General features: G+C 39.5%; 14 protein-coding genes. 3 read left to right on the top strand and 11 right to left on the bottom strand.

The window, feature by feature from the left end; genetic code table 11:
* Positions 1–9: 9 nt before the first annotated feature.
* The 10 genes from cydB to sdhC all read right to left on the bottom strand — a co-directional run bounded on the left by cydB (position 10) and on the right by sdhC (position 13925).
* Positions 10–1167, bottom strand: a complete 1158-nt coding sequence (cydB, locus tag SB028_RS05480; protein ID WP_069370098.1) for a cytochrome d ubiquinol oxidase subunit II — start codon at positions 1165–1167, stop codon at positions 10–12.
* A 14-nt stretch (positions 1168–1181) separates the two neighbouring features.
* Positions 1182–2747, bottom strand: coding sequence for a cytochrome ubiquinol oxidase subunit I (cydA, locus tag SB028_RS05475; RefSeq protein ID WP_069370097.1), 1566 nt, complete (start codon positions 2745–2747; stop codon positions 1182–1184).
* A gap of 1476 nt (positions 2748–4223) precedes the next feature.
* Positions 4224–5093, bottom strand: coding sequence for a succinate--CoA ligase subunit alpha (gene sucD / locus SB028_RS05470; protein WP_069370096.1), 870 nt, complete (start codon positions 5091–5093; stop codon positions 4224–4226).
* A complete protein-coding gene (gene sucC / locus SB028_RS05465; protein ID WP_006537658.1) occupies positions 5093–6259 on the bottom strand; it encodes an ADP-forming succinate--CoA ligase subunit beta in 1167 nt (388 codons plus the stop codon). Before sucC ends, sucD begins: the two co-directional genes overlap by 1 nt.
* A 161-nt stretch (positions 6260–6420) precedes the next feature.
* A complete protein-coding gene (gene odhB / locus SB028_RS05460; RefSeq protein WP_069370095.1) occupies positions 6421–7626 on the bottom strand; it encodes a 2-oxoglutarate dehydrogenase complex dihydrolipoyllysine-residue succinyltransferase in 1206 nt (401 codons plus the stop codon).
* Between the two features lie 13 nt (positions 7627–7639).
* A complete protein-coding gene (sucA, locus tag SB028_RS05455) occupies positions 7640–10444 on the bottom strand; it encodes a 2-oxoglutarate dehydrogenase E1 component (RefSeq protein ID WP_069370094.1) in 2805 nt (934 codons plus the stop codon).
* Between the two features lie 245 nt (positions 10445–10689).
* Complete coding sequence (locus SB028_RS05450; protein WP_006537662.1) at positions 10690–11406, bottom strand: succinate dehydrogenase iron-sulfur subunit; 717 nt, start codon at positions 11404–11406, stop codon at positions 10690–10692.
* A 34-nt stretch (positions 11407–11440) separates the two neighbouring features.
* Entirely contained in the window at positions 11441–13207 is a 1767-nt protein-coding gene (gene sdhA, locus SB028_RS05445) for a succinate dehydrogenase flavoprotein subunit (RefSeq protein WP_023581183.1), read from the bottom strand.
* Positions 13207–13551 carry a succinate dehydrogenase membrane anchor subunit gene (gene sdhD / locus SB028_RS05440; RefSeq protein WP_006537664.1) on the bottom strand — a complete coding sequence of 115 codons (345 nt, stop codon included), beginning with the start codon at positions 13549–13551 and terminating at the stop codon, positions 13207–13209. Before sdhD ends, sdhA begins: the two co-directional genes overlap by 1 nt.
* Positions 13545–13925: a succinate dehydrogenase cytochrome b556 subunit gene (gene sdhC / locus SB028_RS05435; protein WP_128860624.1), complete on the bottom strand. Its 381-nt coding sequence runs from the start codon at positions 13923–13925 to the stop codon at positions 13545–13547. Before sdhC ends, sdhD begins: the two co-directional genes overlap by 7 nt.
* Before the next feature lie 623 nt (positions 13926–14548).
* On the opposite strand from sdhC, the gene SB028_RS05430 reads away from it, so the two are divergent.
* Positions 14549–15832, top strand: a complete 1284-nt coding sequence (locus SB028_RS05430; protein ID WP_069370092.1) for a citrate synthase — start codon at positions 14549–14551, stop codon at positions 15830–15832.
* Between the two features lie 80 nt (positions 15833–15912).
* On the opposite strand, the gene SB028_RS05425 is transcribed toward SB028_RS05430, so the two are convergent.
* A complete protein-coding gene (locus SB028_RS05425; RefSeq protein WP_069370091.1) occupies positions 15913–16674 on the bottom strand; it encodes an AraC family transcriptional regulator in 762 nt (253 codons plus the stop codon).
* Positions 16675–16775: 101 nt separating this feature from the next.
* Here SB028_RS05425 and SB028_RS05420 point away from each other — a divergent pair, with 101 nt between their 5' ends.
* Positions 16776–17909 carry a multidrug effflux MFS transporter gene (locus tag SB028_RS05420; protein ID WP_069370090.1) on the top strand — a complete coding sequence of 378 codons (1134 nt, stop codon included), beginning with the start codon at positions 16776–16778 and terminating at the stop codon, positions 17907–17909.
* A gap of 108 nt (positions 17910–18017) precedes the next feature.
* Positions 18018–20636 (top strand): DUF4132 domain-containing protein, encoded by a 2619-nt coding sequence (locus tag SB028_RS05415; protein WP_069370089.1) that lies wholly within the window; start codon positions 18018–18020, stop codon positions 20634–20636.
* The last annotated feature ends 315 nt before the right edge of the window (positions 20637–20951 follow it).

Below are 20951 nucleotides of genomic sequence, written 5' to 3'. Positions count from 1 at the left end.
CTATGCTCCTTAGTACAGAGTATGATTATTGCCTTCGATAAATTTCTTATCGAGGCGACCATGCATTTTCCAGTAACACCAGATAGTGTAAAGGAGAACGATAGGTACAAAGATAATCGCAACAACTGTCATTACCTGAAGAGTAAACAGGCTAGAAGTTGCATCCCACATTGTTAAGCTCACATCTGGGAAAGTGCTTGAAGGCATCACAAATGGGAACATAGTCACACCACAAGTCAGGATAACACAAGCAATTGTCAGTGAAGTGAACAGGAATGCCCAACCCCCTTTATTTGCTTTAGTGGCAACAATCGCCAGTAATGGAGATAGCAGACCTAAGGCCGGTAATATCCATAATACTGGATAATTGTTGTAGTTAGTCATCCAAGCACCCGCTTCATGAGAAACGGTTTTCAGCAGTGGCGATGATGGACCAGCAGTATCAATAGCACTTGTAACAATAAAGCCATCGATACCATAGATTAACCATACACCTGCTAATGCGAATGCGATAAAAGTAATTAATGAGGTAATGTACGTTGTTTTACGAGTACGCTCATGTAATTCACCTGTTGTACGCATTTGAAGATAACTTGCACCATGTGCAACAATCATCATTAAGCTAACCACACCCGCTAATAAACCGTATGGGTTTAACAGACTTAATAGGTTGATTAGTGCATTAGTTGTACCGTTATAAGATACACGTTGCATGCTATCGACTTCTAATGGAACACCTTGCAACAGGTTACCAAAAGCAACACCGATAACTAATGGCGGAACGAAGCTACCAATAAAGATGCCCCAATCCCACATACCACGCCATTTTGGAGATTCCAGTTTAGAACGGTAATCAAAACCGACCGGACGGAAGAATAATGCCGCCAATACGAAGATCATACCGAAATAAAAACCAGAGAATGCCGCAGCATAAACCATTGGCCATGCAGCGAATAGTGCACCACCAGCTGTGATTAACCATACTTGGTTACCATCCCAGTGAGGTGCAACAGAGTTAATTAAAATACGGCGTTCAGTGTCATCTTTAGCGATAACGCGTAGTAACACACCAACACCCATATCAAAACCATCAGTGACTGCAAACCCAATCAGTAAGATACCAATCAGTAGCCACCAAACAAATCGCAATACTTCATAATCAAACATAGTGGACTCCTGTGTTACTTACTTTGAGAAGAAGCTGTCTTCTGTTCAAAGTGATAGCGACCCGTCTTCAGGCTACTCGGCCCAAGGCGACCAAATTTGAACATCAGGAACATTTCAGCAACTAGGAACAACGTGTACAGACCGCAGATAAGCCCCATAGATACTAGGATATCAGCCTGTGTCAGTGAAGAAGTTGCTACAGCCGTAGGCAGGATTTCACCAATCGCCCATGGTTGACGTCCATATTCTGCAACAAACCAACCGGCTTCAACTGCGATCCATGGTAATGGAATACTAAACAGAGCAGCACGTAGTAACCATTTATAGTTACCAATACGGTTAGACAGAACAGTCCAGAAAGAAATCGCAACAACCAGTAACATCAGGAAGCCTGCGGCAACCATGATACGGAATGACCAGAACAGAGGTGCGACATTAGGGATAGTGTCTTTTGCAGCAGATTTGATTTGCTCTTCTGTTGCATCAACAACGTTATCAGTATAACGCTTCAGTAATAAGCCGTAGCCTAAATCTTGTTTAGTGTCATTAAATGCAGCTCGAATAGCAGGATCAGTATTACCTGCGCGTAATTCGCTTAATAATTCGTAAGCTTTCATACCGTTACGAATACGAACTTCGTGCTGACTCATCAGATCGTTAAGACCTAATACTGGCGTATCGAAAGAACGCGTTGCGATAATCCCCATGACATAAGGGATTTGTAATGCAAACGAGTTTTCCATTTTTTCTTGATTAGGGAATGCAATCAGATTAAATGCAGCTGGAGCTGGTTCTGTATGCCATTCACCTTCAATTGCAGCAAGTTTGGTTTTCTGCACGTCCCCCATTTCGTAACCAGATTCATCACCCAGTACGATAACAGATAAGACAGCGGCGATACCAAAAGTAGCAGCAACAGCGAAAGAACGTTTTGCAAAACCGATATCACGACCTTTAAGCAGGTAGTAAGAACTGATACCCAGAACAAAGAATGCACCAGTACAGTAACCAGCAGCAACGGTGTGAACAAATTTAACTTGAGCGACAGGGTTTAAAACCAGATCCGCAAAACTCAACATTTCCATTCGCATGGTTTCAAAGTTGAAGTCTGCAGCGACAGGGTTTTGCATCCAACCATTCGCAACAAGGATCCACAGAGCAGAGAAGTTAGAACCGAAAGCAACTAACCAAGTTACCATCAAGTGCTGCTTCTTGCCTAAGCGATCCCAGCCAAAGAAGAACAATCCGACGAAAGTTGATTCTAAGAAGAACGCCATCAAACCTTCGATTGCTAAAGGCGCACCGAAGATATCACCGACGTAATGAGAGAAATATGACCAGTTAGTACCAAATTGGAACTCCATGGTCAACCCAGTTGCGACACCCAGAGCAAAGTTAATACCAAATAACTTACCCCAGAACTTTGTCATATCTTTGTAAACTTGTTTACCCGACAGAACATATATCGTTTCCATGATTGCCAGCATAAACGCCATACCCAGCGTTAATGGGACAAACAGGAAGTGATACATTGCTGTTAAGGCAAACTGTAACCGTGACAGTTCGACAATATCAAACATCTTGACTCCTTGCTCCTAGCAGGAAGACACCGACTTGCGGCAACCCGACCTTATTAAATTTATAAAGCCTCATAACTACCAGCAATAAATGCCTCTAAAAACAACAACGAATATTAAAGACCAAAAACACAATACCTTACAAATAGTACGCTTATATTTACATATAATAAATATATTTTGCGTGACCCAGATTTGAATTCTGAGCTTAGGTCAACAATACGACTTTTAGGTTTGTAACAGCATATTTGATCGTGTGCCAATTTAAGCATATTCAGAAAATTTTTCCACAATTAATAACTTGACCCACATCAAAAAAACACTTTAATGTTAACTAGTTGCGAATAAATTACCTAATAGTTACCACTGTGTTAATGCAATGTTGTTTTTATTTTTTAGTATAATTTACCTCCTTATATTTTCCATAATAAAATTAACTTTTTATTTTCATAAAAGCCTTAAAAATAAACGCTTTTAATTGTGTTTTATTAATTTTAATATCAATTTCATTTTTTTGCAGGTAAATAATAAATATTTTAAAAAAATAATCTATTAATTAATAAGTTGAAATTTACAGAAATGTAAATATAAAAAATATGCTCAATTATTTATCGAATAAAAATATATAAAAAGCCTAATATTGATTATCGATTCCTAATACTATTTCTTTTTTTTAGTGTATTTTTGATTCTGGGTAAACGAAGCACAATAAATCTGTATTTAACTGAAAAAGCACAAAACCATCATTAGCAAAAAATAAATAATTATAAAAATCAATGCGATACAAGTAAAAGAAAAATCATTTATTGAAATTAATAAGAAAAAATACAAAAACGCTTTTATTCTATTTTCTTATTTGAATAAAGTGTTTTTCGGAACACTCACCAACTTCTTATTGACTCTTCTTATAACGATAAAGCGATTATAATTCGCCTTTAATGGTCATTTTGACGTATTCTCATAATAAAAAGATATTTTTTCTATCAAAAAGCTTATCTCCCTCTTATCCTGATGTATTCATTAACATGTTTAAATGCCTATATTCTTAGTAAAAATCAGTGTTACAACGTGATCATAGTATAAATTTAAAGCTAATTATTATGATATTCATAGAAACACCTCTATTGAAGACATTATGAAACAAGTTTTTCTTGATGGCACTTTTTCACTCAAAACACGTATTTAAAATATTACTTTTAACAATTCAGAAGATTTATGCCTGATTTACCTCATTATGTTTAAGTTCTAGAAGAAATAAGATAAATAAAAAAATGAGGTTTCCCATGCAGATCAATTTTAAAAAAAAATGATATAAAACAATCAATTAATGGTAATTTGGGATGGTATCGATATGTTAATTACAATATTAGCTGTTGATATAGACTATTAAATAAAACTAGCAATAAAAAATGCCAGCTTCTATTTTAGAAACTGGCATTTTAAATAGTATCAATCTGAAATTATTAACAGATTTGTTACTTACTTGATCAGTGATTTAATTGCTTCACCAATATCCGCTAAGCTACGCACTGTTTTAACGCCTGCAGATTCAAGGGCAGCAAATTTCTCATCCGCGGTGCCTTTACCACCCGCAATAATTGCACCCGCATGTCCCATACGTTTGCCTTTAGGTGCTGTTACACCAGCGATATAGCCGACAACTGGCTTCGTTACGTGCTCTTTGATATAAGCAGCCGCTTCTTCTTCCGCTGTCCCCCCAATCTCACCGATCATCACAATCGCTTCTGTTTGTGGATCTTCTTGGAATAGCTTCAGAATATCAATAAAGTTAGAGCCCGGAATTGGATCACCACCAATACCAACACAGGTTGATTGACCTAAACCAACGTCTGTTGTTTGCTTAACAGCTTCATAAGTTAATGTACCTGAACGAGATACAATACCGACTTTACCTGGTAAGTGAATGTGACCAGGCATAATACCAATCTTACATTCACCAGGAGTGATAACACCTGGACAGTTAGGGCCAATCATACGCACGCCAGCTTCATCTAATTTAACTTTTACCGTCAGCATATCCAACGTAGGAATACCTTCCGTAATAGTAATAATTAGTTTAATGCCCGCATCAATTGCTTCTAAGATTGAATCTTTACAAAATGGTGCGGGGACATAAATTACTGTCGCAGTTGCTCCCGTTGCTTCAACGGCTTCACGTACGGTATTGAATACAGGTAAACCTAAGTGCGTAGTACCGCCTTTACCCGGTGTCACACCACCAACCATTTTCGTACCGTAAGCAATAGCTTGCTCTGAATGGAATGTTCCTTGGCTACCAGTGAAACCTTGGCAAATGACTTTGGTATTCTTATCGATTAAAATAGACATTATTTTGCCTCCGCTGCTGCAACAACTTGTTTCGCGGCATCAGTTAAGCTTTTAGCAGCGATAATATTTAATCCACTATCTGCTAATTTTTTGGTGCCTAACTCTGCATTGTTTCCTTCAAGACGAACAACCACAGGAACATTAACGCCAACTTCTTCAACTGCGCCAATAATACCGTCTGCGATTAAGTCACAACGAACAATACCGCCAAAAATATTGACTAATACAGCACTGACATTTTCATCTGACAAAATAATCTTAAATGCTTCAGTTACGCGCTCTTTTGTTGCACCACCACCTACATCGAGGAAGTTTGCAGGCTCACCGCCATGAAGTTTAACGATATCCATTGTCCCCATCGCTAAACCAGCACCATTAACCATACAGCCAATGTTGCCATCTAATGCAACGTAGTTCAGTTCCCATTGTGCAGCTTGTGCTTCACGAGGATCTTCTTGTGAAGGATCATGCATTTCACGCATTTCTGGTTGACGATACAACGCATTACTATCTACACCTAATTTACCATCAAGACAAATTAGATCGTCTTCTTTAGTAATAACCAGTGGGTTAATTTCGATTAAAGCAAGATCGCGCTCTAAGAAAATAGAAGCTAATCCCATAAAGATTTTAGCAAATTGACTAACTTGCTTGCCTTTTAAACCCAGTTTAAATGCTAATTCTCTTCCCTGATAAGGCATAGGGCCTGTCAGTGGATCAATAATTGCGCGATGAATAAGTTCTGGCGTTTCTTCAGCCACTTTCTCAATCTCAACGCCACCTTCTGTTGAGGCCATAAAGACAACGCGGCGGGTACCACGGTCAACAACCGCACCAAGATAAAGCTCTTTAGCAATATCAGTGGCTGCTTCAACCAAAATCTGTGTAACCGGCTGACCATTAGCATCTGTTTGATAAGTGACTAAACGTTTACCTAACCATTGTTCAGCAAATGCGCGGATCTCTTCTTTAGATTTAACGACTTTTACGCCGCCCGCTTTACCACGTCCACCCGCGTGAACTTGACACTTCACGACCCAAGGGCCTTGACCGATTTTTGATGCAGCTTCTTCTGCCTCGCGCGGTGTGGTGCAGGCGAAACCAGCAGGTGCTGGTAATCCATACCGTGTGAAAAGCTGTTTTGCCTGATACTCGTGTAAATTCATGATGTTCTATCCATAATCTTGTTGAAAGTCGGGCTTTCTTATTTTTTTGACTATAAGCCAGAGAAATCTGGCTTCACGAACACACTGTACTTCTTTGATGCTTGTGACTGTTGCTAAGTAGGCAGGAGGAGCATCTCCTGCCTAAAAGCGATATTTATTACCTATACATCCAGTAATAAACGAGCTGGATCTTCTAGCATCTCTTTAACGGTTACTAAGAAACCGACAGACTCACGACCATCAATTAAACGGTGGTCATAAGACAGAGCCAGATACATCATTGGTAGAATAACAACCTGACCATCAACTGCCATTGGACGATCTTTAATTGCATGCATTCCTAAAATGGCACTTTGTGGTGGGTTGATAATTGGAGTTGACATTAATGAACCGAAAACACCACCATTTGTAATAGTGAAGTTACCCCCTGTTAAGTCTTCAACAGTCAACTTACCATCACGACCTTTTACAGCTAATGCTTTGATGTTTTTCTCAATATCTGCCATGCTCATTGCATCCGCATCGCGTAATACTGGTGTTACCAGACCACGCGGTGTTGATACTGCAATACTGATATCGAAGTAGTTGTGATAAACCACATCAGTACCATCGATAGAAGCATTGACTTCTGGATAGCGTTTCAGCGCTTCAACAACGGCTTTAATATAGAAAGACATAAAGCCTAAACGTACACCGTGGCGTTTTTCGAATGCTTCACCATACTGAGCACGTAAATCTTTGATTGGTTGCATGTTGATTTCGTTAAACGTTGTCAACATTGCAGTGGTATTTTTCGCCTCTAATAAGCGTTCTGCGACACGTTTACGTAAACGTGTCATTGGTACACGTTTTTCGCTACGATGAGATAACAGTGCTTGAGGCGCTTCGGCTACCGGTTGTGCCGTTGATTTATTCGCTACATGACCTTCGATATCTTGACGAGTTAAACGTCCACCGACACCACTACCTTTCACATCTGCAGGGTTAATATCGTGTTCAGCCACTAAGCGACGTGCTGTTGGACTTAGCGCATCATTATTGCCTTTTTCAGCAATATCAGCATGTTGACGCTGTGCTGGAGTGCTATCTTGAGCAGGTTTCACATCAGCAGGAATACCAGTGCTATCACCTAAACGAATACGACCTAGTAATTGGCGTGAACCAACAGTAGCGCCCTCTTCTTCAAGAATGCTTTCTAAAACGCCAGCTTCACTTGCAGGTACTTCTAAAACAACTTTGTCTGTTTCGATTTCAACCAGCACTTCATCGCGTTGAATGCTATCACCAGGTTTTTTATGCCAAGTTGCGACCGATGCGTCAGCAACTGATTCAGGGAGATCCGGTACTAGAATATCTACACTACTCATTTTCTATCCTTATTTATTCAACTTTCAGTGCGTCTTCAACCAGAGCTTTTTGTTGCTCCTGATGAACAGAGGTATAACCAACTGCTGGAGAGGCTGATGCAGGACGTCCTGCATAACGTAATGTTGCGCCTGCTGGAATAGCATCACGGAAGTTATGCTGACTACAGTACCAAGCACCTTGATTCAGGGGCTCTTCTTGACACCAAATAAACTCTTTGACATGAGCATAAGGTGCGAGAATTTGCGCAATATCTTCGTGTGGGAATGGATACAGTTGTTCGATACGAATAATGGCAACGTTGTTTTGCTCATTAGCGCGACGTTGTTCTAATAAATCGTAGTAAACCTTACCGGAACACATCACAACACGTTTCACATCAGCAGGTTTTAAATCATCGATTTCACCAATAACAGGTAAGAATTTACCATTTGCTAATTCATCCAGCTCAGAAACCGCTAATGGATGACGTAACAGTGATTTTGGTGACATTACGATAAGTGGGCGACGCATACCACGTAACGCTTGACGGCGTAACATATGGTAAACCTGAGCCGGCGTTGATGGCACACAAACCTGCATGTTTTGTTCTGCACACAGTTGCAGATAACGTTCTAAACGGGCAGAGGAGTGCTCTGGACCTTGGCCTTCATAACCGTGTGGTAACAACATAACTAAACCACACATACGGCCCCATTTTTGCTCACCCGAGCTAATAAATTGGTCGATAACCACTTGAGCTACGTTTGCGAAGTCACCAAATTGGGCTTCCCAAATTGTTAAACCGCGAGGTTCTGTTGTGGCATAACCATATTCAAATGCAAGTACAGCTTCTTCTGTTAATACAGAGTCCCAGACATTAAATTGTCCTTGAGCATTGTGAATATTAGCTAATGGTACATAAACAGAGCCATTTGTTTGGTTATGAATAACGGCATGACGGTGGAAGAATGTACCACGTCCCGCATCTTCACCAGAAAGGCGAATGGCGATACCTTGGTCAACTAAAGTCGCATATGCCAATGTTTCTGCTGCCCCCCAGTCGAGTAATTTCTCACCTTCTGCCATAACAGCACGGTCAGCGTAAATTTTCTCAACACGAGACTGCATCACGATTTCTGAAGGAACGGTACTCACACGACGCGCTAAATCTTGTAAACGCGTTTTCTCTACTTTATGTGGATACTCTTCATTCCATTCGTGATTTAAGTATGGTTCCCATGTGTAAGAATGCAGACCCATTGGGCGGTATTCTTCAACAACACAATCCCCACGATCCAACGCATCACGATAGAGGTTGACCAGTTCTGTCACATCATTAGCATCAAGCAACGATTGAGCAACCAATTTATCCGCATAAATTTTACGTGGTGTTGGATGTTTTTTGATTTTTTGATACATCAGAGGTTGAGTCGCATTTGGCTCATCCGCTTCGTTGTGACCATGACGACGGTAACACACGAGATCAATCATGACATCGCGTTTAAACGTATTACGGAAATCCAATGCTAAGCGAGTAACAAAAGCGACCGCTTCAGGATCATCTGCATTAACGTGGAAAATCGGTGCCTGAACCATTTTCACAATATCAGTACAGTATTGTGTTGAACGGGCATCTTTTGGATTGGAAGTCGTAAAACCAACTTGGTTATTGATAACAATACGAACGGTACCACCAACTTCATAACCACGCGCCTGAGACATGTTTAGGGTTTCTTGCACAACACCTTGACCAGTCACAGCCGCATCACCATGAATAGTGATAGGAAGAACCATATTGCTACGCGCTTCATCTAAACGATCACGACGAGCACGAACAGAGCCGATAACAACAGGGCTAACTATCTCTAGGTGAGATGGGTTAAAAGCTAATGCGAGGTGAACTTGCGCACCTTCAGTCGCAAAATCAGATGAGAAACCTTGGTGATATTTAACGTCACCCGTTCCCAAATGTTCTTTATGAATACCCGCAAATTCATCAAATAAATCCGCTGGTTTTTTACCTAGGATATTAACCAGAACGTTTAAACGTCCACGGTGTGCCATACCAAGAACCACTTCACGAGTGTCTTGTTTACCTGCATGGCGAATTAAATCTTTTAACATCGGAATTAATGCATCACCACCTTCTAAAGAGAAGCGTTTTGCACCAGGGAATTTCGCACCTAAATAGCGCTCTAAACCTTCAGCTGCGGTTAGCTCTGTCAGGAAGCGTAACTTTTCTTCTTTAGTGAATTGGTCTGCAACATTCACTGATTCTAAACGTTGTTGTATCCAACGTTTTTCCTCAGTATTAGTGATATGCATATATTCAGCGCCGATTGAACCACAGTAAATGCGTTTCAGTGCTTCATATAAATCACCTAATTTCATTGTTTCTTTGCCGATAGCAAAAGAACCAACGTTAAAGGTTTCTTCAAAGTCTTCTTTAGTTAGATTATGGAAAGCAGGATCTAAATCTGGAACAGATTCTTGTTTCCATAAACCAAGCGGATCGAGATTAGCATTTTGGTGACCACGGAAACGGAAGGCATTGATGAGCTGCAAAACTTTAACTTGTTTTGAGTCCATTGCCGGATCGCTTACCGAGGTATGATATCGAGTGGATTCTTTTGCGAGGCGTCTGAAGTAGTCGCGGGTTTGAGAATGCGACTGTTCTATGCCTTGACTTGCGGGCAGTTGTTGAAAAATCTCTCTCCAACTTTCGTCAACAGAGTTTGGGTCAGTTAGGTAATCTTCATAGATATCTTCTATGTAAGACTGATTCTCTCCTGCTAGAAAGGTTGATTCTAGCCAGTCCTTCATTGCGCCGTTCTGCATTATGATCCCTTAAGCTATACAGCTTTAGTTCGCCGTGGATAACTAATACCGTGATTAAACGGTGTCGATTGCAAGGTTCTCTTATGACCCGCTATCTCGCAGGTTCTTTAAATATGGAGCTTTAGCTCTCAAGGAACCTTTAAGCACTGTCTTACAGTGGTTAAAGGTGCCTTACTATTTTTACCGCAAACGTCTAACTTAGCTTTTCCATTAACCGCCCTAACTATTTTAGGGCGGTTATTATTTTATGCACTACGTTTTAACAACATTGACTTAATATGACCAATCGCTTTTGTTGGATTAAGTCCTTTAGGACATACGCTGACACAGTTCATGATGCCATGACAACGGAACACACTGAACGCATCATTAAGATCATCAAGACGAGATTCAGTTTCTGTATCTCGACTATCAATCAAGAAACGATAAGCCGCTAACAATCCTGCTGGCCCGATAAACTTATCTGGATTCCACCAGAATGACGGGCAAGAGGTTGAACAACAAGCACAAAGGATACAATCATAGAGTCCATCAAGCTTTTCACGCTGTTCGGGTGACTGTAAGTTCTCACGAGCAGGAGGATTTTTGCCATTATTAATTAAATACGGACGAATTTTCTCATACTGTGTATAGAACTGAGTCATATCCACTATTAAATCACGAATTACTGGTAAACCGGGTAACGGTCTGATCACAATTTTCTTACTTCCTTTCTGTAAAGATGAAATAGGTGTGATACAAGCCAAACCATTTTTACCATTCATGTTCACGCCATCAGAGCCGCAAACACCTTCACGACAAGAACGACGGAACGATAAGGTAGGATCTTTTTCCTTTAATTGAATTAATGCATCCAACAGCATCATGTCACGCCCTTCAGGCACTTCGAGGGTGTAATCTTGCATATGCGGCGCATTATCAACGTCGGGATTGTAACGATAAATCGAAAATTCAAGTTTCATATTTAAGTCTCCGCAACTTCAATAACACCGCTAATTAATAGGTACGCACTTTTGGTGGGAAGGCTTCACGCAGTTTCGGCTGCATGTTGACTTCACGTCGTGTCATTGTTTCGGTTTGCGGTTGATATAATGTATGGCATAACCAGTTAGCATCATCACGCTCTGGGAAATCGAAACGGCTATGAGCTCCACGGCTTTCTGTACGGAAGTTTGCCGATACTGCTGTGGCATAAGCCGTTTCCATCAAGTTATCTAATTCTAAGCATTCAATACGCTGTGTATTAAACTCACTTGAATTATCATCCAGTCTTGCATTTTGTAAGCGCTCACGGATAACTTTCAGTTCTTCTAAGCCTTTTGCCATTGCATCGCCTTCACGGAATACCGAGAAGTTATGTTGCATACAAGATTGCAGTGCTTTACGGATTTCAACAGGATCTTCACCAGAACGGTTGTTTTCCCAGCGATTTAAACGAGTTAAAGCGGCTTCAACATCAGAATCGCTCGCATCACGCATTGTGCCTTGTTCCATCAATGACTCTTTTAAGTGAACGCCAGCTGAACGACCAAATACAACGAGGTCTAACAGTGAGTTACCACCTAAGCGGTTTGCACCGTGAACAGATACACAAGCGATTTCACCGACTGCGAACAGTCCAGGGATCACAACATCTTCGCCCTTCTCGTTTACACGAATAGCTTGCCCCGTCACTTTTGTTGGGATCCCTCCCATCATATAGTGACAAGTAGGTATAACAGGAATGGGTTCTTTAACTGGATCAACGTGTGCGAACGTACGAGATAGATCAAGAATACCTGGTAAACGTGATTCAAGGACTTCTTTACCCAGATGATCGAGTTTCAATTTCGCATGTGGACCCCAAGGGCCATCACAACCACGACCTTCACGAATTTCAATCATAATAGAACGCGCAACCACATCGCGACCCGCAAGGTCTTTGGCATTTGGTGCATAGCGTTCCATAAAGCGTTCACCGTCTTTATTCAACAGATATCCGCCTTCACCACGACAACCTTCTGTCACTAATACGCCAGCCCCTGCAATACCCGTTGGGTGGAATTGCCACATTTCCATATCTTGCAGAGGAACACCAGCACGAACGGCCATCCCCACACCATCACCAGTGTTGATATGCGCATTTGTGGTCGATTGGTAAATACGACCGGCACCACCTGTCGCTAAAATTGTCGCATTTGCTTTGAAATAAACGACTTCACCTGTTTCGATACAAATTGCAGTACAACCGACAATATCGCCATCTTGGTTTTTCACGAGATCCAGTGAATACCACTCTGAAAAAATAGTGGTGTGGTTTTTTAAATTTTGCTGATAAAGGGTATGCAGTAATGCGTGCCCAGTACGGTCAGCAGCAGCGGCTGTACGAGCGGCTTGTTCGCCACCAAAATTTTTTGACTGGCCACCGAATGGACGCTGATAAATACGACCATCATCTAGGCGAGAAAATGGGAGCCCCATATGTTCCAGCTCTAAAATTGCTTCAGGGCCGGTTTTACACATATATTCGATAGCGTCTTGGTCACCAATATAGTCGGAACCTTTTACTGTATCGTACATGTGCCATTCCCAGTTATCCTCATGGGTATTACCCAGAGCAACAGTAATACCACCTTGAGCGGAAACAGTATGTGAACGAGTAGGAAAAACTTTAGAAATCAGTGCACAAGACAGACCCATTTGAGAAATCTGTAAAGCGGCACGCATACCAGCACCACCAGCACCAATAACAACAGCATCAAACTCTCTTACTGGCAAATTCATTACACACCCCACACCACAATTGTTCCATAAATAAGATAAACCAACAGCGCAACAACAATAATCAGTTGTAAAGTCAGGCGTAATGCCAGCGGTTTAATATAGTCCGTTAACACTTGCCACATTCCGATCCACGCGTGAATAAGAATAGAAAGCAGGGTCAATATGGTGAACACTTTGGTTAAGGATGAGCTAAAGAACCCACGCCATACCTCATAGGTTATTTCTGTTGTAGCAATAAATCCCACAAGATAAAGAACATATAAAACGATAATAATGGCTGAGGCACGAAGGAATAACCAATCCTGTATGCCAGTACGGCCTAAAGTAGAAGAATTACTTACCATACTAATACCCCCGCCAATATTGATAAAATAACGGTAATAACCATTGATGCAGCCGCAGATTTGCGCCCCACAATCAAGGTTTCATCAATAAAGCCGAAGTCCATTAACATATGACGAATACCACCACAAATGTGATACGCCAATGCTGTTAGGATGCCCCACAAAATAAATTTCGCGAAGAAGCCAGTCATAATTTCAGCGGCTTGCTGAAAACCTTCAGGAGAAGAGAGAGAGGTGCCAAGTAACCACAGTAAGATGCCCACTGCGACTAACATGATAACCCCAGAGACACGATGCAAGATCGATGCGATAGCAGGGAGTGGAAACTGTATCGTCTGTAAATCCAGATTGACAGGTCTTTGTTTTTTCACAATTTATGCCCACACAGCTTTTATAATTTTTCCTTCCTCCGGACCTGGATGGAAATCAAACAGCGAATGGGGTACAAAGGCACATCTTAAGTAAAATGTTAAATCCGTCTATTTTACAAAAAGTGTGGATTCGTTACGCTGGTTCTCCATACAACAAAGGTTCCGGAGACCTGCGCGCAGTATAAGTGCTTCACAAAATTATTACAATTACCACACAACTTGTGTGCCCGACATTTGCCTCGAACAGTGAGAGGGATCACTATTTAATACATCGGATGCAAAAATGATTAGCATTTTTGACACATGCACAACATTTTAATTACATTTACTGCATTATTTTAATGTTTATGTTTTTTTTGTGCGCAAACACGCTTCCAGAAACTTCAAACTTATGTAAAAGTGATAGCAGTACTAATTCTAAGTGCATTGCATAAAAAAGCACCTAAAAAAACATAACATCAAAAGCTCCTTAACATAAGTGACACACTATAGACGTAGACATTACGGGCATTAAATAAAACTCAGCTAGGTGCCTTATATCAACTATAGTTTCACTATCGAAGTGCATCTTTATGAAGATACCCTCGACTTTGTTAGGAGACATATAAGCGCTAAGGAGATTATAAATGGCTGATAACAAAGCTAAGCTAACGATTGCTGAAACATCTGTAGACTTGGACGTTCTATCCCCTACACTCGGTTCCAAAGTTATTGATATTCGTACTCTCGGCTCCAAAGGTTATTACACCTATGATCCCGGCTTTACCTCAACCGCTTCTTGTGAATCGAAAATTACCTATATCGACGGTAATAACGGTATTTTACTGCACCGCGGTTTCCCTATTGGACAATTAGCCACTGAGTCAACCTACTTAGAAGTCTGTTATATCTTGCTTTATGGAGAAGCACCGACCCAAGAGCAATACGATAAATTTAAAACAACCGTCACTCGCCATACCATGATCCATGAACAAATCACTCGCCTGTTCCATGGTTTCCGTCGTGACTCACACCCAATGGCGGTACTTTGTGGTGTGACAGGGGCTTTAGCTGCGTTTTACCATGATGCGCTTGATGTATCTAATCCTGTTCACCGTGATATTACTGCATATCGTTTACTGTCTAAGATGCCTACTGTTGCGGCAATGTGTTACAAGTACTCCATTGGACAACCTTTCGTTTACCCAAGAAACGACCTGTCCTATGCGGGTAACTTCCTACATATGATGTTTGCCACACCTTGTGAAGAATACGTGGTTAACCCTGTTCTTGAACGTGCGATGGATAGGATCTTTATTCTCCATGCTGATCATGAACAAAATGCCTCAACATCTACTGTACGTACTGCGGGCTCTTCGGGTGCAAATCCATTTGCCTGTATTGCTGCGGGTATTGCTTCACTATGGGGACCTGCTCATGGTGGTGCTAACGAAGCTTGTTTACGTATGTTGGAAGAGATCAAAACGGTTGAACACATTCCTGAATTTATTAAACGCGCAAAAGATAAAAATGACTCCTTCCGTTTAATGGGCTTTGGTCACCGTGTTTACAAAAACTATGATCCTCGTGCAACAGTCATGCGTGAAACCTGTCATGAAGTGTTAAAAGAATTAAACCTCAATGACAGCTTACTTGAAGTGGCAATGGAATTAGAACGTATTGCTCTAAACGATCCGTACTTTATTGAGAAAAAACTGTACCCTAACGTTGACTTCTACTCTGGTATTATCCTTAAAGCGCTAGGTATTCCATCTAATATGTTCACTGTTATTTTTGCTATTGCACGTACAATTGGCTGGATTGCTCACTGGAATGAAATGCACGAAGACGGCCTGAAAATTGCGCGTCCTCGTCAGCTTTATACGGGATATAATGAGCGCAATTTCAAAAGTGAAATTAAAAAGAAATAATTGATTTCTATTAATGATTTCGCTTACTAAGCCCCGTTTAAATCGGGGCTTTATGTTTTAAACTTGTCAATAAAATCCAATCAGCTTTTCAAATATTCTTGCGGTGTTTGCCCTGTCATTTTTTTGAAAAAGGTAATAAAGGCACTGTCACTGGCAAATCCTAATATCTGGCTAATATCAATATAGCGATGATGGGTAGCTAATAATTCAATGGCTTTCATTAATCGCCATTGTTGGCGCCATTGTTGATAGCTCAGTCCTGTTTCTTTGTAAAATAAACGTGTGATCGTTTTTTCACTCGCCCCCACATACTTCGCCATTTCTTGTAATGCTGGTGGCAAATCATCAAAGGATAAACGACTTAACCGTCTATCTTTAGGCATAAATAAATGATTATGTTGCCGCGGGGCCTGAGCGATTTCATCAAAAAAAACAGCCAATAAATTGGCGTAGCGACCTTCTTCCCACTGAGTATCAAAATCAGCAATAGAAATTCGTTCTAATATTTCTCGTAAAAGAGGTGAAATCGTTAAGATCTCACTGTCATTGGGAAAATTATCATGAAATTCTTCACTAATATAAACTGAACGATATCCAACAGAAGCATACATTTCGACTCGATGCTCAACTCTCGGGGGGATCCACGCAATCCTCATGGGAGGTAACACAGAAACGCGGGAAGCCAAAGTAATTCGCATACACCCTGACTGTGTAAATAATAACTGCCCGCGATCATGAGAATGAAATCCTGAGTCGTGCTTTCCCATTTCTGCCGCAATACCAACGACTGATGCAAGATGCTCTTCTGGCACAAAGTGGTCGTATTGATTAAGCCAAGCCATCACTTGTCCTATTTGAAAAATAATATGTCTTTATGTTTATAACAAGACATTCATTATCTCTGTATTCTGTCCATCAAGATTTAAGGATGTAGGATAAAAAGATGAACAAAAAACTCTCTTTATGGTTAGCAATTGCGTTAATGATGTTTCCACAAATTGCAGAAACCATTTATAGCCCAGCACTGACCGATATTGCAAACGGCTTTCATGTCAGTGCAAACGAGGCTGGACAAACACTTTCGCTCTATTTCTTTGCGTTTGCATTGGGCGTCATTATATGGGGTCGATTATGTGATGTCATTGGTCGTCGTCCGACAATGTTAGCTGGACTGTTTATTTATGCTATTGCCTGTCTTGGCGTTTTTATGACACAAGATTTTTCAGTCTTACTTGGATTGCGTATGCTTTCTGCTTTTGGCGCTGCGGTAGGCTCAGTCGGCACACAAACCATTATGCGAGATGTGTATAGTGGTGATGAATTGGCTAAAGTTTTCTCTGTTATGGGAGCGGCTATCGCTCTAAGTCCCGCTATTGGGATGTTAAGCGGTTCATTATTAGTAAGTTATGCTGGTTACCAAGGTGTATTTAGTGGCCTTGCCTTTCTTGCTGTGATTTTACTGCTATGGAGTACTTTTGCGTTACCTGAAAGTCGCCCTGAAACCGTAAAAACAGCGCCATTAGGAGAAACAGCAATAACCATGCTTAAAGATAAGCAAATTGCGAAAACAGTATTATTAATTGCCTTTTTTAATATCAGCCTTTTTGCTTATTATCAGTTAGCACCTTTTATGTTTGATCAACAAGGTTATAGCGCCAGTACTTTTGGTTATAGCGGTATTGCATTGGCAATTGGTGTTGGTATTGGCTCTTATATTAATAAAGCACTATTAAACCATCATTGGTCATGTGAAAAATTAGTTTTACTTGCAAGTGTTATTGCATTAGCCAGTGCCATAGGAGTTTATTTATTACGTAACCACATTAGCTTTATTATTCCAATGATAACAAGTGTTGTTGCTTATGGCATTGCTATTCCAAATATCTTAGCCACAGCATTAACACAATATAAAGATCGTTTAGGCACTGCGGGTGCATTATTAGGCTTATTCTACTATTTGTTAATTGGTGGTGGGCTTGCACTTGCAGGATGGGGACAAAGTTTAGCCATTACTTTGCTGATTTGTAGTTTAGGTTCATTGCTACTCTCTTTTTCTCATCAAACAACAAAGTCGTAAACCTAACTGCGCTTCTTAAATTTATTAGGAAGCGCTTTTTATTTTACTATTTTTATATAAACTTAGAAGGAGCGACATCAACAAATTAAAAATAAATAAGGATAAAAAATGGCAAATGGAATCAGTGTGTCACAAAATAAATTAGACAAAAAACTAGCACAATTTAGTAATAAAAATAATATTTATCCCATTGAAATACCAGAATTAATTCAATTAAAAGACACGCCGCTACCTGATAGTGCATATAAGATAATTATCACCTCATATCATGCACTATTAAAAGAAATGCAGCAAAAAGCAATTGAAGAGAAAAAATGGAATAAACACTCCTCATTTGTATATAAAGATGCTCAAGAAACTTATGACATCTTTTCTCAATATAATGAAAGCCATTTAGGACATATTTTCACTCAACTTAATGCCAGTAACGGTATTTTAAATAAGTTTGATCGTGAAATTATCATGTATGAAAATTGTCTTTCAAATTTACCTGAATTCACCCTTTTTCACCTTATTCGCACATTGGATAACAATCCTTCATCGAAATATATTTCCAGTTATACTATTAACAACTATGGTTCAGCCCATATTTTTAAACATATCGAATTACGTCATATTGAAGAAATTCTGATCCAACGAAATTACCCTAATGCTTCACGTATTGTTGCTGACTTTTTTCTTGGGCAACACGGTATAGAAAATTTCTCACGACCTGAACAAATCTGGCCTTTTTATTACCAACACCCTGAATATATTGCTGAAGCATTAAAACTCATCCCGAATCAAGGAAGTAGTGAGAGCGATGAATTTAGCCTTGATAATGCCCTTCGTGTGCTAAAAACCTACCCTATTATTCCATCCCAATTTGTTCCTAAAATATTACAATTGGCTTTAGGTGATACACAAAGTTATCGCGTTGATGCACAAAAACTAATTGAAAAACTTCCAGAGCCTCACTTATTTATTCAAGAAGGTCTAACATCAAAGAAAAAAAATGCCCGAATTATTGCAATAAATTGGCTCATTGAACTCAATAATCATGATGCTGTTCCAGCACTGATTGACTTATTAAAGACAGAAAATGACGAAATTGTACGTACGCTTTTAATTACTGCGCTAGAACATTTTGATGAAGATATTGCAGATTTTCTCGATCCACTTACCTTACTCGCAGAAGCAGAAATTGGCTTAAAAAATAAGATCCCCGATAATTTATCTTGGTTTGATTTTAATACCATACCTCAACTGACTTGGAAAAATGATAAAGCTGTTGAACCTAAAATTATTCAATGGTGGATAGTGTTAGCGGTAAAATTAAAACTTCCGACAGGTAATACGTTATTACATCGCTATATCAATTTACTTTCTTTGAAAAGCCAACAAACTCTTGCTCAATTTTTGTTAATTAAATTTATTACGCAAGATGTTGATACACCATCAGAAAATAAAATTTATCTAAGCTCAGGGTTATCTTATTCTGCACCTATGTCAGCAATTAAAGAAAAAGGCATGTTAGGGCTTATCTTTCCCATTGAAGGTTATATTGCAGTACCTTTATTACGAAATTATATGCGCGACCATTACGAACGCAGAGCACAAATAGAGGCAATGATTGAGGCTATTGGCGCAAGTAACGATCCGATTATTATTCAATTTTTACTCTCTATTTCACGCCGTTATCGGGCAGCCTCTATTCAAGCTAAAGCACGACAATTAATTACCCAAATAGCACAACGTAATAATTGGACTGAAGATGAACTGGCGGATAGAACCATACCAACAGCAGGGCTTGATGATTCTGGAGTACTGACTTTAGATTATGGCGAACGCACATTTACAGCAAAAATTAACGATAAACTGCAATTTGTCCTATTTAATACTGAAGGGAAAGTAATAAAAGCGTTGCCAGCACCTCGAATTAATGATGACAGCACGCTAATTAAAGAGACAAAAAAATACTTTACATCAAGTAAAAAAGAATTAAAGCAAATTATCGAATCACAGACATTACGCTTATACGAAGCGATGTGTGTTCAACGTCAATGGTTAAGTACTGACTGGCAGGAATTTCTTCAAGCTAACCCGATTATGCATAAATTAATGGAGCGATTAATTTGGCAAGAAATCAAAAATGACAAAGTTATTAATACATTTCGTCCTTCAAATGATGGTGCTTTATTAAATATCGAAGATGACGAAATTACATTACAAAGTGATTCATCTCTTCGCTTAGCACATTGCGTATTATTAAGTGAAGAAGAAAAACATGCTTGGCTAACCCATTTTAAAGATTACAAAATAACATTTTTATTTTCTCAAATAGAACATGAGACACCAATATTAGAAGACAACCAAACTCAGATAGCAGAGAAAAAAGGTTGGTTAACAGATGCCTATACATTACGAAGTGCAATGACAAAATTAGGCTATCAACGTGGTTCTGTCGAAGATGCTGGATTTTATAACTGTTATTACAAATATTTTTCTAGCTTAGATCTCAGTGTCATTATCAACTTTAGTGGTAATTGTGTACCAGAAGAAAACGTTACTGTCGCGTTATTAGAGCTAGTTTTTGAAAAAGGTCGTCAACGTGGATTAGATAGGCAAAAATTAGCTATCAAAAATATTCCCCCTATTTTATTAGCAGAAAGCTACGCTGAATACGTAAAAATTGCTGATGCTTGCACGGGTTTTTCCCCTGATTGGGAAAAGAAATTACCTTGGTAAATATTATTTACTGATGATGAAAAAATCCCGTACTCAATTTAGAGTATGGGATTTTTTCTTACTATATTAAGTTCATTTTTGCTGTTATTTTTTAATCAATTTAGCTAAGTGTTAACGCTTATTTTGCTTAACAGACAATTCTTAAACTTTTTAAATGCCACAAAAAATGCCTTTATTATCACATTCTCATTTTTAGCACTTTTCCCTAATATTCCCTTTTATATAAAGACAAACTGAATATTAATATAGGTAAGTTATTTTTTTTAGCGTTTACCTCTATATATTTAACAAATAGTACATATGCTTTTTATTTTT

The sequence above is a fragment of the Proteus vulgaris genome, assembly GCF_033708015.1.
Taxonomy (GTDB): Bacteria; Pseudomonadota; Gammaproteobacteria; order Enterobacterales; family Enterobacteriaceae; genus Proteus.
The sequence above is the reverse complement of the archived record's forward strand: the minus strand, read 5'-3'. Positions and strand labels throughout refer to the sequence as shown.